General features: G+C 37.5%; 15 protein-coding genes. 4 read left to right on the top strand and 11 right to left on the bottom strand.

What is annotated here, in order from left to right; translation table 11 throughout:
• The first annotated feature begins 30 nt into the window (after positions 1-30).
• Complete coding sequence (yihA, locus tag CWD90_RS01825) at positions 31-645, top strand: ribosome biogenesis GTP-binding protein YihA/YsxC (RefSeq protein WP_103474202.1); 615 nt, start codon at positions 31-33, stop codon at positions 643-645.
• Between the two features lie 12 nt (positions 646-657).
• Here yihA and CWD90_RS01830 read toward each other — a convergent pair whose 3' ends face one another.
• The 3 genes from CWD90_RS01830 to gldB all read right to left on the bottom strand — a co-directional run bounded on the left by CWD90_RS01830 (position 658) and on the right by gldB (position 2,486).
• Positions 658-1,050 (bottom strand): GTPase, encoded by a 393-nt coding sequence (locus CWD90_RS01830; protein ID WP_103474203.1) that lies wholly within the window; start codon positions 1,048-1,050, stop codon positions 658-660.
• A 106-nt stretch (positions 1,051-1,156) separates the two neighbouring features.
• Positions 1,157-1,492: a gliding motility protein GldC gene (gene gldC / locus CWD90_RS01835; RefSeq protein WP_103474204.1), complete on the bottom strand. Its 336-nt coding sequence runs from the start codon at positions 1,490-1,492 to the stop codon at positions 1,157-1,159.
• A gap of 28 nt (positions 1,493-1,520) precedes the next feature.
• Positions 1,521-2,486: a gliding motility lipoprotein GldB gene (gldB, locus tag CWD90_RS01840; protein WP_103474205.1), complete on the bottom strand. Its 966-nt coding sequence runs from the start codon at positions 2,484-2,486 to the stop codon at positions 1,521-1,523.
• A 93-nt stretch (positions 2,487-2,579) separates the two neighbouring features.
• Between gldB and nadE the strand changes: the two genes are divergently transcribed.
• Both nadE and CWD90_RS01850 read left to right on the top strand, forming a co-directional pair.
• Complete coding sequence (gene nadE, locus CWD90_RS01845) at positions 2,580-3,368, top strand: NAD(+) synthase (RefSeq protein ID WP_103474206.1); 789 nt, start codon at positions 2,580-2,582, stop codon at positions 3,366-3,368.
• Positions 3,369-3,537: 169 nt separating this feature from the next.
• Entirely contained in the window at positions 3,538-4,167 is a 630-nt protein-coding gene (locus tag CWD90_RS01850) for a response regulator (protein ID WP_103474207.1), read from the top strand.
• A gap of 88 nt (positions 4,168-4,255) precedes the next feature.
• On the opposite strand, the gene dnaG is transcribed toward CWD90_RS01850, so the two are convergent.
• The 8 genes from dnaG to rsgA all read right to left on the bottom strand — a co-directional run bounded on the left by dnaG (position 4,256) and on the right by rsgA (position 13,092).
• Positions 4,256-6,235 (bottom strand): DNA primase, encoded by a 1,980-nt coding sequence (dnaG, locus tag CWD90_RS01855; RefSeq protein WP_103474247.1) that lies wholly within the window; start codon positions 6,233-6,235, stop codon positions 4,256-4,258.
• Positions 6,236-6,627: 392 nt separating this feature from the next.
• Positions 6,628-7,605: a polyprenyl synthetase family protein gene (locus tag CWD90_RS01860; RefSeq protein ID WP_103474208.1), complete on the bottom strand. Its 978-nt coding sequence runs from the start codon at positions 7,603-7,605 to the stop codon at positions 6,628-6,630.
• 169 nt (positions 7,606-7,774) lie between these two features.
• Positions 7,775-8,815: a 23S rRNA (adenine(2503)-C(2))-methyltransferase RlmN gene (rlmN, locus tag CWD90_RS01865; RefSeq protein ID WP_394335813.1), complete on the bottom strand. Its 1,041-nt coding sequence runs from the start codon at positions 8,813-8,815 to the stop codon at positions 7,775-7,777.
• A gap of 94 nt (positions 8,816-8,909) precedes the next feature.
• Entirely contained in the window at positions 8,910-9,959 is a 1,050-nt protein-coding gene (gene queA, locus CWD90_RS01870) for a tRNA preQ1(34) S-adenosylmethionine ribosyltransferase-isomerase QueA (protein ID WP_103474210.1), read from the bottom strand.
• A gap of 95 nt (positions 9,960-10,054) precedes the next feature.
• On the bottom strand, positions 10,055-11,284 hold the full coding sequence (locus CWD90_RS01875; protein WP_103474211.1) for a 3-phosphoshikimate 1-carboxyvinyltransferase: 1,230 nt from the start codon (positions 11,282-11,284) through the stop codon (positions 10,055-10,057).
• 79 nt (positions 11,285-11,363) lie between these two features.
• On the bottom strand, positions 11,364-11,690 hold the full coding sequence (locus CWD90_RS01880) for a nucleotide pyrophosphohydrolase (RefSeq protein WP_103474212.1): 327 nt from the start codon (positions 11,688-11,690) through the stop codon (positions 11,364-11,366).
• Positions 11,690-12,142: a D-aminoacyl-tRNA deacylase gene (gene dtd, locus CWD90_RS01885; protein WP_103474213.1), complete on the bottom strand. Its 453-nt coding sequence runs from the start codon at positions 12,140-12,142 to the stop codon at positions 11,690-11,692. Before dtd ends, CWD90_RS01880 begins: the two co-directional genes overlap by 1 nt.
• Positions 12,142-13,092 carry a ribosome small subunit-dependent GTPase A gene (gene rsgA, locus CWD90_RS01890; RefSeq protein ID WP_103474214.1) on the bottom strand — a complete coding sequence of 317 codons (951 nt, stop codon included), beginning with the start codon at positions 13,090-13,092 and terminating at the stop codon, positions 12,142-12,144. Before rsgA ends, dtd begins: the two co-directional genes overlap by 1 nt.
• A gap of 105 nt (positions 13,093-13,197) precedes the next feature.
• On the opposite strand from rsgA, the gene CWD90_RS01895 reads away from it, so the two are divergent.
• A complete protein-coding gene (locus tag CWD90_RS01895) occupies positions 13,198-13,638 on the top strand; it encodes a hypothetical protein (RefSeq protein WP_103474215.1) in 441 nt (146 codons plus the stop codon).
• Positions 13,639-13,762 lie beyond the last annotated feature (124 nt).

Consider the following 13,762-nt stretch of genomic DNA (forward strand, 5'->3'; position numbering starts at 1 on the left):
CAAGACTAATAATACTTTAATCGCAATCAAATGAAAATAAAGTCGGCCGACTTTGTCATGAGCAATTCCAACGTAATAAATTGCCCAAAGGACAATTTGCCGGAATACGCTTTTATAGGGCGTTCCAATGTAGGAAAATCTTCCTTGATCAATATGCTTACCCAAAGGAAAGGATTGGCCAAAACATCTGGACGGCCCGGAAAGACTCAGCTCATAAATCATTTTAAAATTAACGAAAATTGGTTTTTGGTAGATTTACCCGGATATGGATATGCCCGTGTATCCAAAAAAGACAAAAAAACCTTCCAAAAATATATTACCGACTACTTTATTGAGCGACAGCAATTGGTATGTGCCTTTGTTTTGATCGATATTAGACATGAACCCCAAAAAGTAGATTTGGAATTTCTGGAATGGATGGGAGAAAACCAGATTCCATTTTGCATGATTTTCACCAAAGCGGATAAATTGAGGCCAAAAGCGATTGAAAATCACGTTAATGACTACATAAAACAACTACTGGAAGGAGTCTGGGAAGAAGCACCCAATTATTTTGTTACGTCCTCCACTAGCGGTATTGGCCAAGAAGAATTGTTAGGTTATATTGATGAATTAAACACCAATTTTTTTAAAGAAATACGTTAGATCCGCCTCTAATTACACCTGAGTTTTTTGGGTATATTTTTCCCAAATACCCAATATTAAGGCTTCTTGATTCTTCATGGTATTTATCACTTCTTTATTAAGAAACTCTAACAGTCCGCCATTTTTTGAAATAAACACCTTTGGAAAGGCGTGCTTACTATGATTTTCATTTGGATAGCGTTCCTTAAACTCATCCAAATGAAGAAATTCCATTTCCAAGCCAGAATTTTGTCTGAATTCTTTCCATTTTTTATTTTCAGAAAAAACACCAAAGGTTATCGCGCATAAATTACAATCGTAGGAGCTAGGACTTAAAATTTTATGGGCACTACCCAGCAATGCATTACCCGCGCCGGAATTGGCATTATATACAAAAACAAGCTGTTCTAAGGGGGTACTATCCATACCAATAAGCTAAAAATTTGCTATTGCGTGCTTAGTCGATAAACGATGAGATTACTTAATGGAAATTCAAATAGCAAGCCCAAGAGGACAAACAGTTTAAAAGCAACTATTTTTTTAACTCCAATTTTTCAGCAAAATAATCGCAAAAATCCTTCATTGTCGCTGTCATTTTTTCATCTTGTGTTGCCTTCAAAAATGTATCGGACAAAGAAACTAAAGTTTGGTGAAAAAAGATTTTCATTTCATCCACGGGCATATCCTTGGTCCATAAGTCTATTTTCAAGGATTCCTGGTTTTCACTATCCCACACGGACAATAACATTGCCTTGGCATTTTCATTATCTATACCACCATCTTGAGCGGACCACGATAATTCCTGAGGAACCCTATTTTCATCCAATCCAACTCTTAACGTAATTTCTGATGTATGTAATTTTGCCATTATTTTGCTTTTGATTTGTTTTGATCTTTTACTGCTTTCTAGGTTTATATCCCGATCTTTTAAAAAGTTCTTCTTCAGGTACGGTCAACATATCCTGTAAAGAAATCTTATTATTATTCATGAATGCCCTTACTATTTGCCAACCTAAATACCTCCCTATTTTACCAGGCGACTCGTTATCAAGTTCCAATTCAAATTTCGAAAAAGGTGCTGGATCCAAAAATCGTGGTCCCAATTTACTATTGGTACTGTATAATAATTGACGTTCTATAAAATAACGCCAAATCTGTTCCTCGTTGGCATTGGCCCATTCCAATTCTTCAGATTCATAACCCATTGTAATGGCATCGGAACTTTGAGGCATCAGCTTTTTCATTAGGTACAGCTCTTTGCCATAAAAAATAAGTTGTGCTAAAAAAGTGCGGTCCCGAGGAGAGGGCACCACAGTTTTGGCAAACGCACTGGCTACATCACGGGTCAAATATTTCTCATCCAAATCATTGGCAATATATTTGGAAATACCTTGATAAAACTTGTGGGATTGCCCCAAATAATTATCAAGACCGATAAGAAGCAAACTATCCGTTAAAATTATCCTATTGTTATAATCCACATCGGAAGTCACTGTAACCACTTTAGGGACATTATATTTTGGAAAATAATACTTTACATACTTGAACAATACAATTAGATCCTCTTGTTGTTTATCAAAGTTGGGATAGGATTTCCCAACCTCATCAAGAACCTCTATTTGCAAAGTATCCTGTAATTTTTCAATCCATATGCTATCCGAATAATTGACAGGGAAAAGATATGGGTATTTCTTTTTCAAAATAGGAATATCCACAGGCTTTGCTTGGGCAAATTCCCTATCGAACCTAAAGACCTCCACATCTACATTTATTTTGGCTATCTCATCGGCCAATTTATCCGCACTATCACAACTGAAAAAAATAAAAATTGGAAGAAAAATAAGGAATATGGCCTTTCGCATGCTAAAGTAATTCGGTTAATGTTTTAAATTCTAAATTCTAGGCTTTATTTTTACCATACAAAGTTAAGTTTTTAAACCTTATAAATTGTTCAGATGCAGACCGAAAAAGTTATAGACTATATAGTGACATGGTTGAAGGATTATGCCACCAAAGCAAATATAAATGGATTTACAATAGGAATTTCGGGAGGCATAGATTCTGCGGTTACCTCTACCTTATGTGCCAAAACGGGCCTACAACTTTTGTGTCTGGAAATGCCCATACATCAGGCAGACAACCAAGTAACCCGTGCATCCAACCATATTAACTGGCTGAAAAACAATTATACCAAAGTAGACAGACAACTTGTAGATCTTACACCTACTTTTAATAGCTTGGTAAATGCTTTACCAGATGTTAAAAATGAGGAAGATAGATTTATGTCCTTGGCGAACACCAGAGCACGATTAAGAATGACGACCTTATATTACTTTGCTGCATTGAATAAACTATTGGTAGCAGGAACAGGTAATAAGGTGGAAGATTTTGGTGTAGGGTTCTACACTAAATATGGAGATGGCGGTGTAGACCTGAGCCCTATCGCTGATTTGTTAAAAACCGAAGTATACGAAATTGCAAAAGTCCTTGGCATTAATGAAGACATAATAAAGGCAGCACCTACAGACGGATTATGGGGCGATGACAGGACAGACGAAGATCAAATAGGAGCATCCTATCCGGAGTTGGAATGGGCCATGCAAATGGAGGAAGAAGAAAAAGTGGATACAGATTTTTCTAATAGGCAAAAAGAGGTTTTTCAGATATACAAAAGATTTAACCGCGCAAACAAACATAAGATGATTCCAATTCCGGTTTGTGAAATCCCAAATTCGTTAAAATGAACCTCTCACCTAAGAACCAAGTGATTAAATCGAAAAAACATGCATAAATTTTTGATTTTGAATAAAAAAATGAAGCTTTGCCTATCGAATTAGATATTTTAACCCTACATTGCGTGTCAGTATTTTTGGACATGATTATTGATGTTGAAATCTAGAAAAATAACCTAAAATGATCAAAATTTTAATTGCTGATAATCATCCTATAGTGCGGATGGGTGTAACACAAGTACTGGAAGCTGTTTCAGATATTGAAGTTATTGCCGATGCAGCTACTACCACAGAATTATTTAATAAGCTGGAAATCTACACCCCGGACGTTATTCTTCTGGAAATGGACATTCCTGAAATTAATGGAATTGCAACGCTTAGAAAAATTAAAAAGCAGTACCCTAATATAAGGGTGTTGATCTATAGTGGTCAGTCTGAAGATGTTTATGCATTAAGCACCATACGAGCTGGAGCCTTTGGCTACTTATCCAAAACTTCGGAGATAGATTATATTATAAGTGCCATTAGAAAAGTTAGCGAAGGCAATATGTTTATCACAAACGAACTTGCACAACGCCTTGCTTTTGATGAAGGAACACAAAAACCAAGAAGATTCTTTAGAAAACTTTCTACCAGGGAAGTCGAGGTCCTTAAACTGCTTGCCAGTGGAAAACGCAACAAGGAAGTGGCCCAAGGATTGGACTTGAACGAAAAAACGGTTAGCACCTACAAAGCGCGTTTAATGCGTAAATTGAATGTAGACAACTTAGTGGATTTATTACAGCAAGCCAAGGCATTGGAACTGTACTAGCCACCGTACCATAATATTAAAACAAAGACCGCATCCTTAACAGAATTAAGGGATGCGGTCTTTTTTTTAGGCGTCATGAGCTGAATTTCTATGAAAGAACCCTGTTCAGTTTTTTGTTTAACAGAACATTAAGCTGAATATAATTCATAATCTCTTCCAATGCCTCCATATTCCCTTCATTATTATTTAAAGTATTCTCCTGAAGAGATCCGATTCTTTTCTTTATCAAATAACACCTCAGCGTTAAAATAGTTTCGCTGACCAGCTGGGAAATTCCTACCTTTTTATCTTTGGGATATATGTCCTTACGTTCCCATTGATGCAAAGCATATTTTTCTTCTTCCATTAAAATGGAAGATATTTCCGACGCCAATTCTTGGTCCAAACTGGCAATAAAGGTGGTAATGGAAAAATTTTCCTTCTCATTTAAGTCTTCCATTATTTTATAATAGATATTCCTGAACTGTTCGTTTGCCAGTTCAATTTCATCATCTTGGAGATCCAAATAAATCTTTTCATACACCTTGGTATCCAAGGATTCGGGCTCAAGTTCCAAGTCGCCCTTTTCATTTTCCTTTAATACCAAATCCTCGAACTTCTGATCTAGGTCGCCGTAAAGCAACAACATCTCTATAATCTTACGTTCCAGTTCATATTGAACATCCACCTTCTGTCGTAAGGGTTCATTCTTAACTACATCAAAGGCCTGTTGCTCCTGCTTTACCTTTTTATTGGCATCCGATACGTCCTTTTTCCCTATTTGTGCCAAGGTATTAAACAAAACCGCCTCAGAAATATTCATGATTTGAGCGCACTCTTGAATATAGATTTCCTTTTGGATCCGATCTGGAATCTTCGAGATACTATTTACAATATCCCTTACTGTATCCGCTCTTTTTATAGGATCGTTTGCAGCTTCCTCTACCAATAGGGAAGCTTTAAATTGAATAAAATCCTTCGAATTCTCCTGAAGATAGAGCACTACATCCTCATAGTCATTGTTCTTGGAAAAACTATCTGGGTCCTCTCCTTCTGGGAAAGTACAGATTTTCACATTCATTCCCTGCTCCAAAATTAAGTCTATTCCCCTTAATGATGCCCGCAATCCAGCAGCATCGCCATCAAACAAGACCGTAATATTCTTTGTAAGCCTATTAATTAATCTTATCTGATCCGAAGTCAAGGCCGTACCACTAGAAGCTACCACATTGTGAATACCACGTTGATACATCTGTATAACATCGGTATACCCTTCTACCAAATAACAATTATCTTCTTTGGCTATGGCCTGCTTTGCAAGGTAAATACCATACAGCACCTTGCTTTTATGGTATATTTCACTTTCAGGTGAATTCAAGTATTTGGCAGCCTTTTTGTCATTTGTTAAAATCCGACCTCCAAAACCCAAAACCCTTCCACTCATACTGTGTATGGGAAACAGTACACGCCCTTTAAAACGGTCAAAGGTCCTATTCTGTTCGGGATTACCAGCATCTTCCTTTACAATAGTAAGCCCCGTTTTTTCCAGATAGTTTAATTTATATCCCTTGGAAAGGGCCGCTTTGGTAAATCCGTCCCACTGATCCAGACAATAGCCCAGATCAAACTTCTTAATGGTATCATCCGTAAACCCACGTTCCTTAAAATAGCTTAAACCAATAGCCTTGCCCTGTTCCCTTTCCCACAAAACTTCGGAAAAATATTTTTGGGCAAATTCGGAAACCAAATACATACTCTCGCGTTCATTGGTCTGCTCCTTTTCTTCGTTGCTCTGCTCTGTTTCCTCTATTTCAATATTGTATTTCCTTGCCAAATATTTAATAGCCTCTGGATAGGAAAAATGTTCATGTTCCATTAGGAAGGCTACAACATTCCCACCCTTTCCGCTACTAAAGTCCTTCCATATCTGTTTAACCGGGGAGACCATAAAACTGGGGCTGCGTTCATCGGTAAACGGACTTAAACCTTTGAAATTGGTGCCAGATTTCTTTAATTGAACAAAATCTCCGATTACCTCCTCCAAGCGGGCCGTCTCATATACTTTGTCTATGGTGGATTTTGTAATCAAGTTTTTCTTTCGTTTTAGGAAGGCTAAAGATACTACATTCAACAATGTTGCAAAAAAGAAAAGGCCTCCATATAAATTTTAAAATTAACTATCCCAAATTCTCTTAGATAGCAAAAAGAACAGCCTTACCATGTTTTTATTTTTAGGGACCAATTCCGGAAAGACAACTTCGAAATCAATTCAAATCGATTATTGTCCTAATTGCCAAAACAAGGGTGCCTTACTGGCAGTAACAAGTACAACTTATTTCCATTTCTAATGGATTTCCCTATCCCGGGGGAGCTCTATTGTTGCCATAATCTGTTCGCCCTACAGAAGGACCCATTTTAAGGATATATTTTCTGAAGAAATTAAAAATAAAATATAAGTTATTGATTTACAGTGGGATAAATTTACTTTTTTCGATCCACCACATAGTTTACCATAAGTTCCAGTGAACTCCTATATTCTGATTTTGGGTAAGTTCCCAATAAGGCCAGCGCCTGTTCTTTATAGGCGAGCATCTTTTTTACGGCATATTCAAGACCACCGTTCTCTTTTACGAATGCGATAACTTCCTTTACCCGCTTTTTATCCTTGTTGTGATTCTTAATAGAATTGATCAACCACTTTTTTTCAGCTTTTGAACTTTTATTGAGAACGAAAATAAGCGGCAAGGTCATTTTTTGTTCCTTAATATCGATTCCTGTAGGTTTGCCAATTCTTTCCTCTCCGTAGTCGAACAAATCATCCTTAATTTGAAAAGCCATCCCAATTAGTTCCCCAAATTTCCTAAATGTCTCCACATCCGTGGAATCGGGCTTAACGGAACAGGCGCCCAAACTACAACAAGCTGCAATTAGGGTTGCCGTTTTTTGTCTAATAATCTCATAATACACGTCTTCTGTTATATCCAGACGCCTGGCTTTCTCGATTTGCAGTAGTTCTCCCTCGCTCATTTCACGCACGGCGACGGAAATAATTTTAAGAAGATCAAAATCTCCATTATCTATGGACAACAGAAGCCCTTTGGAAAGTAAATAATCCCCCACTAAAACCGCAATTTTATTTTTCCATAAAGCATTTACAGAGAAGAAGCCTCGACGCTTATTACTGTCATCTACCACATCATCATGGACCAAAGTTGCGGTATGGATCAATTCTATGACGGATGCCCCTCTATAAGTCCTTTCATTGATCTCGCCGTTGTTCAAAAGTTTAGCTGTAAGAAAAACGAACATCGGCCGCATTTGCTTCCCCTTTCGATTAACGATATAGTAAGTAATCCTATTTAATAGGGCAACCTTGGAAGACATGGATTCATAAAACTTTTTTTCAAAAAGTTCCATTTCCTGATTAATCGGTTCCTTTATTTGGGATACAATTTTCAAGGGATAAATTAGGCTGTTTTGGATTGCTTGTTCTGTTGCGTAAAATTAGGTAAAAAAACATAGTAATTACCAGCCAACAGCGGTAATGTAACCGTAATATATAGATTTCAGCGAATTTGTGTTTGGAAACACCCTCTGGTTTACCTATAACCCTATTGGCAGGGTTTATCTAGGATTTATTTGCCAATTGTCCACAAGCAGCGTCAATATCCTTACCCCTCGAACGTCTTACGGTTACCGTAATTCCATTTTTTTCCAATGTATTTACGTACATCTCAATGGCAGCGTTTTTTGCTTGTTGAAATTCCCCGTCATCAATGGGGTTGTATTCAATTAGATTAACCTTGGATGGAGCAAACCTACAGAAATCTACCAAAGCATTTACATCCTTTTGGCTATCGTTAATACCATCCCAAACCACGTATTCATAAGTTATCCTACTCTTTGTTTTTAGATACCAATATTCTAGTGACTCACGAAGGTCGGCCAAAGTAAATTTGGCGTTAAATGGCATAATGGAAGTCCGTATTTCATCAATAGCCGAATGTAGGGATACCGCCAACTTAAACTTCACTTCCTCATCGGCCATTTTTCGTATCATCTTTGGTACTCCTGATGTAGACACTATAATACGCTTAGGGGACATTCCCAATCCTTCTGGCGAAGTTATCTTGTCAATGGCCTTAATCACATTATTATAATTCATTAACGGCTCTCCCATGCCCATAAAAACAATATTGCTCAAAGGACGATCAAAATACAACCTACTTTCATTATCTATGGCTACAACTTGGTCATAAATCTCATCTGGATTTAAATTTCTCATCCGCTTTAGTCGGGAGGTGGCACAAAATTTACAATCCAAACTACATCCTACCTGACTTGATACGCAGGCGGTAGTCCTCGTTTTTGTCGGAATTAAAACGGATTCTACAATAAGATCATCGTGAAGTCGAACTGCGTTCTTAATGGTTCCATCGCTACTGCGTTGCATTAAATCCACTTTGATGTGGTTGATCACAAAATTATCTTCCAACATCTGCCTAGTTTCCTTAGAGATATTGGTCATATCCTCAAAGGTATGGGCCGATTTTTGCCACAACCATTCATAGACCTGGTTACCCCTAAAGGCCTTGTCTCCCTGGGTTTCAAAGAACGACCTAAGTTGTTCTTTGGTAAACGCCCTTATATCTCTTTTGTTTTTTGCGATTTCCACTTCCTAAAGATAAATGATTCTAAAAAAAAATCCCGCCAATCCAGGTTTATCTGTGATACTGACGGGATTTAAATATTATTTTGGATACTTATATAATCAACATCGCGTCCCCGTAAGAATAAAATTTATATCCTTCTAAAATGGCCTCCTTATATGCTTTCTTCATTAAGTCGTGACCCATAAAGGCCGATACCATCATTAACAAAGTGGATTTTGGTAAGTGAAAATTGGTTACCATGGCATTTGCAATACTAAAATCGTATGGAGGAAAAACAAACTTGTTTGTCCAACCATCAAAAGTATTCAAGGTCTGCTTCGAAGATACTGCACTTTCCAAAGCTCTCATAGCGGTAGTACCTACGGCACATATTCTTTGTTTCTTAACTTTTGCAGAGTTGACAATTTCAGTAGCCTTTTCATCTATGATCAATTCCTCACTATCCATCTTATGTTTGGAAAGATCTTCTACTTCTACAGGATTAAAAGTGCCCAAACCTACATGCAAGGTCACTTCAGCAAAGTCGATTCCCTTGATCTCCAATCTTTTTAATAAATGTTTGGAAAAATGCAAACCGGCCGTAGGGGCAGCAACTGCACCTTCATGCTTGGCATAAATGGTCTGATATCTTTTTTCATCCTCGGCCTCTACCTTTCGCTTAATATATTTAGGTAAAGGTGTTTCTCCAAGTTCTTTTAATTTTCTTCTAAAATCGGTATAGGAACCATCATACAAGAACCTTAAAGTTCTTCCTCTAGAGGTTGTATTGTCTATTACTTCGGCAACCAAAGTTTCATCATCGCCAAAATAAAGTTTGTTCCCAATTCTTATTTTACGCGCAGGGTCCACCAAAACATCCCAGAGACGTTGCTCCTCATTTAATTCCCTTAATAAAAAAACTTCTATCCTAGCTCCTGTCTTTTCTTTATTACCGTATAATCTAGCAGGAAAAACTTTGGTATTATTAAGTACCATTACATCGCCCTCATCAAAATAATTAATAAGGTCCTTGAACATTTTGTGCTCAATTTTGCCCGTATCTCTGTGAACGACCATTAATTTGGACTCATCTCTATTCTCTGCTGGATACTCTGCCAATAATTCGTTTGGAAGTTCAAAATTGAAGTGCGATAATTTCATTTAGTATATTCCTTAAATTTAGATTCATGTTTAGCGGCTGCAAATATACGACGATGCAAGGGGCGATGTCAAGTAAATCCCCATATAAATAAAAATCAGATGGTTTGCACCTTGATTTTTAAATTTTCCATGTCCTTCCAAAAGTCTGGGTAAGATTTGGAAACCACTTCGGCATCGTTGACAAACAGTGAAGTTTTGAGGGCTAAAGGTGCAAAAGCCATGGCCATTCTGTGGTCGTTATAAGTATCAATGGCTATTTCCTTTTTAATTTCCTTTGACGCCTCCAGGGTCAATGTTCTATCGGTCACCGAAATGGGGGCACCCAATTTGGTCAACTCGATCTTTAATGCTTCAAGTCGGTCTGTTTCCTTAATCTTAAGGGTATGCAGACCCGTCATATGACAACCTACACCCAATCCGAAACAGGTTACGGCAATGGTCTGTGCTATATCCGGTGCATTTGCAAGTTCAAAATTGAAATTCGTATTTTCAGGATTTGCTATTTTTTTCAAAATAACCTGATGATCAAGAAAGTTGGTTTCCACACCGAATACCTTATAAATATTCTTGAGAACACTATCCCCTTGAAGACTATTTTTGTTATAGGCCGTTAAAGAAATTTCCGTACCTATATCGCAAAGTGCAACAATACTATAAAAATAGGATGCAGAACTCCAATCCGATTCCACTACCTGGGTGGCAGATTCAACAGCATCTTTTGGCGACACCTTAATTGTATTTCCTTCAAAAGAATTAGCAACCCCAATTTGCGAAAGCAAACCCAAGGTCATTTTTATATAAGGCACCGAAGTTATTTTACCGACCAATTCCAATTCCAGTCCATTTTCCAAGCTTGGAGCTATTAAAAGCAATGCTGAAATATATTGGCTGCTAATATCTGCAGGAAGACTTACCTTATGCTTCACCAATTTTTTGCCCTTAATTTTTATAGGAGGAAAGCCCTCGTTGTCTATATAGTTAATTTCCGCGCCCAAACTCCGCAAGGCCTCTACCAATACTTTTATTGGTCTTTCGGTCATTCTTTTAGACCCAGTAAGGGTCACTTCCTTATTTTCCTGTGACGCAAAATAGGCTGTCAAAAAACGCATGGCCGTACCCGCATGGTGAATGTCAACTACCCCTTTACTAATCTGCAACCCTTTTTGCATTACTTCCGCATCATCAGAATTGGAAAGGTTACTGATTTTTATGTTGGGAAATAAGGCCTGTAATAATAACAATCTATTGGATTCACTTTTAGATCCGGTTATTTTTACTTCTGATTTTATTAAGTTTTGCGATGGGGTAGATAAATGTAGTTTCAATTTCTTAGGAATTTTTTAGCTTATATTCATTATTTTTTGTTACTGAATGAAGGATCAAAAACAAACGACAAATATAGTACTATTTGAGCTTTTTATTGTTGTGGTGACGATCATGATCGCGTTTGGTCTTAAGGTCTAATTTCTTATCAAATGCCTCTTGTAAATTTATCCCTGTCTGATTCGCCAAACAAAGGACTACAAAAAGTACGTCTGCCAACTCTTCACCTAGATCCTTATTCTTGTCCGATTCCTTTTCGCTTTGTTCACCATAACGCCTGGCTATAATACGGGCTACCTCCCCCACTTCCTCGGTAAGCTGGGCCATATTGGTTAGCTCATTAAAATAACGTACCCCATGGGCCTTGATCCATTCGTCAACGGCCTCTTGTGCATTTTCTATGTTCATTATTCTTTATTTTTTGTGTCTATTTGGATAGTTACCGGCCCGTCATTAAGCAGCGCCACTTTCATGTCCGCCCCAAAAATACCGGTCCCAACTTTCTTACCGAGATCCGTTGTCAATTGTACCACAAATTTTTCATATAACGGAACTGCTACTTCTGGTTTCGCAGCTTTAATATAACTGGGCCTATTTCCTTTTTTTGTAGATGCATGAAGTGTAAACTGACTTATTACCAAAGCCTGCCCTTCAACCTGAAGAAGAGACAAATTCATTACGTCCTGCGCATCGTTAAAAATTCTCAAATTTACGATCTTATTGGCAAGCCACTTTATATCCTCTTCCGTATCGGCCTCCTCTATGCCTAAAAATACAAGTAGTCCTTTTGATATTTCTGAAACCATTTTATGATCCACTGTGACACTTGCAGTAGTTACCCTTTGTATTGTTGCGCGCATTATTTTTCCCCGTAAATATCTACCCTATAGTGCTCTTGTTCCCCACTAATCATCTGCACATAACTTTTATACCTACTCCAAGCCACCTCATCATTATCCAAGGCTTCTTTTACAGCACAGTGAGGCTCGTCCAAATGCAGACAATTATTAAACTTGCATTCGCCTTTCAACTTAAAAAATTCAGGAAAATAATCCCCTATTTCCTCCTTTTCCATATCTACTATCCCAAATCCCTTGATTCCAGGGGTATCAATTATTTTTGCCCCGAATTCCAAATCGAACATTTCCGCGAAAGTAGTAGTATGTTGCCCCTGCATGTGTTGGGAAGAAATATTTTTTGTTTTCAGGTCCAGTTGCGGCTCTATGGCATTGACCAAAGTAGATTTACCCACTCCGGAATGTCCAGAAAACATACTCGTTTTTCCCACCATCAAGTCCTTTACCTTATCTACATTTTTTTTAGTTTTTGCAGATATTCCAATGCAGGTGTATCCAACCTCTCTATAAAGGTTGGCTAAATATTTTATCTCATCCAGTTCCTCTTCACTATAGGTATCTATTTTATTAAATAGTAATACGGCAGGAATGTGATATGCCTCTGACGTCACCAAAAACCGATCGATAAAACTCGTAGAAGTTGGCGGATTATTTAAGGTTACGATTAAAAAAACCTGATCTAAATTGGCCGCAATAATGTGGGTTTGCTTGGATAGGTTAACCGATTTTCTAATAATATAATTCTTTCTGTCCCCAATCTCAGTAATAATTCCCTGGAAATTGTCAGCATCTCCATCTAGCTCAAACTCCACTATATCACCAACGGACACAGGGTTGGTACTCTTTATACCTTTAAGACGAAATTTCCCCTTAATCCGACATTCGTAAAAAACGCCATCCACAGTTTTTACGCTATACCAACTTCCAGTAGATTTATATACAGTTCCTTCCATTAACGAATTCTGACAGATTTGCCTACAAAGAAACAACTTTAGTTTTATACTAGCTTTTAAAATTGATCGTTGTTAATCAATTACGAACCATAAAAAAACACGAAAATGAAAAATTTTATACTCATTGCCTGCTTTGCTTTTGTCACCGTTATGGAGGTAAATGCCCAACAATTCAAAGTAATCACCAGTGTAGAATCCATTGTTCCAAGTGGTATGGGGAGATCCCGGATCATTAGCGCCACAGAGGATAGGGATTACAAGGAGTTTACTAGTGAACAAACCGAAGAAGATAATACTAGGAACAAGTCTGATCGCGGTGATATACGGGTAAAGAATTTTGAAGAAACAAAACTTCTGAACTTTTATAATATTGGGGGTATACGGTTCCAAAATATTGCAGCCAATGATGCATTAATATCATCGAAAATTAATGCTATGGTAGCTGAAGGATGGGAATTGGCCTTTGTTACCAGCGCAGTTGAAAGTGATAGCGGCAAGGATGATGGACAAGGGATTTTTATTACCCGTTACATCTTTAAGAAATAAAGGACTATCTCATAAAGTGTGTAAATAGAAAATAGCTGGGGCATGCCCCAGCTATTTTTTTGTTTAATTTTAAATATTTACACATTATGAAAAAAGAAGAATTATTCGACGATGAGTTTCTAAA

The sequence above is a fragment of the Arenibacter catalasegens genome (genome assembly GCF_002909235.1).
In the GTDB taxonomy this organism is placed as follows: domain Bacteria; phylum Bacteroidota; class Bacteroidia; order Flavobacteriales; family Flavobacteriaceae; genus Arenibacter; species Arenibacter catalasegens.

Excerpts from the sequence above, each read along its gene's own strand:
- CWD90_RS01880 (WP_103474212.1), bottom strand. The coding sequence starts at position 11,690 with ATGAACATAGAAAATGCACAAGAGGCCGTTGACGAATGGATCAAGGCC.
- CWD90_RS01895 (WP_103474215.1), top strand. The coding sequence starts at position 13,198 with ATGAAAAATTTTATACTCATTGCCTGCTTTGCTTTTGTCACCGTTATG.
- CWD90_RS01830 (WP_103474203.1), bottom strand. The coding sequence starts at position 1,050 with ATGGATAGTACCCCCTTAGAACAGCTTGTTTTTGTATATAATGCCAAT.
- queA (WP_103474210.1), bottom strand. The coding sequence starts at position 9,959 with ATGAAATTATCGCACTTCAATTTTGAACTTCCAAACGAATTATTGGCA.
- yihA (WP_103474202.1), top strand. The coding sequence starts at position 31 with ATGAAAATAAAGTCGGCCGACTTTGTCATGAGCAATTCCAACGTAATA.
- nadE (WP_103474206.1), top strand. The coding sequence starts at position 2,580 with ATGCAGACCGAAAAAGTTATAGACTATATAGTGACATGGTTGAAGGAT.
- rsgA (WP_103474214.1), bottom strand. The coding sequence starts at position 13,092 with ATGGAAGGAACTGTATATAAATCTACTGGAAGTTGGTATAGCGTAAAA.
- gldB (WP_103474205.1), bottom strand. The coding sequence starts at position 2,486 with ATGCGAAAGGCCATATTCCTTATTTTTCTTCCAATTTTTATTTTTTTC.
- gldC (WP_103474204.1), bottom strand. The coding sequence starts at position 1,492 with ATGGCAAAATTACATACATCAGAAATTACGTTAAGAGTTGGATTGGAT.
- dtd (WP_103474213.1), bottom strand. The coding sequence starts at position 12,142 with ATGCGCGCAACAATACAAAGGGTAACTACTGCAAGTGTCACAGTGGAT.
- CWD90_RS01850 (WP_103474207.1), top strand. The coding sequence starts at position 3,538 with ATGATCAAAATTTTAATTGCTGATAATCATCCTATAGTGCGGATGGGT.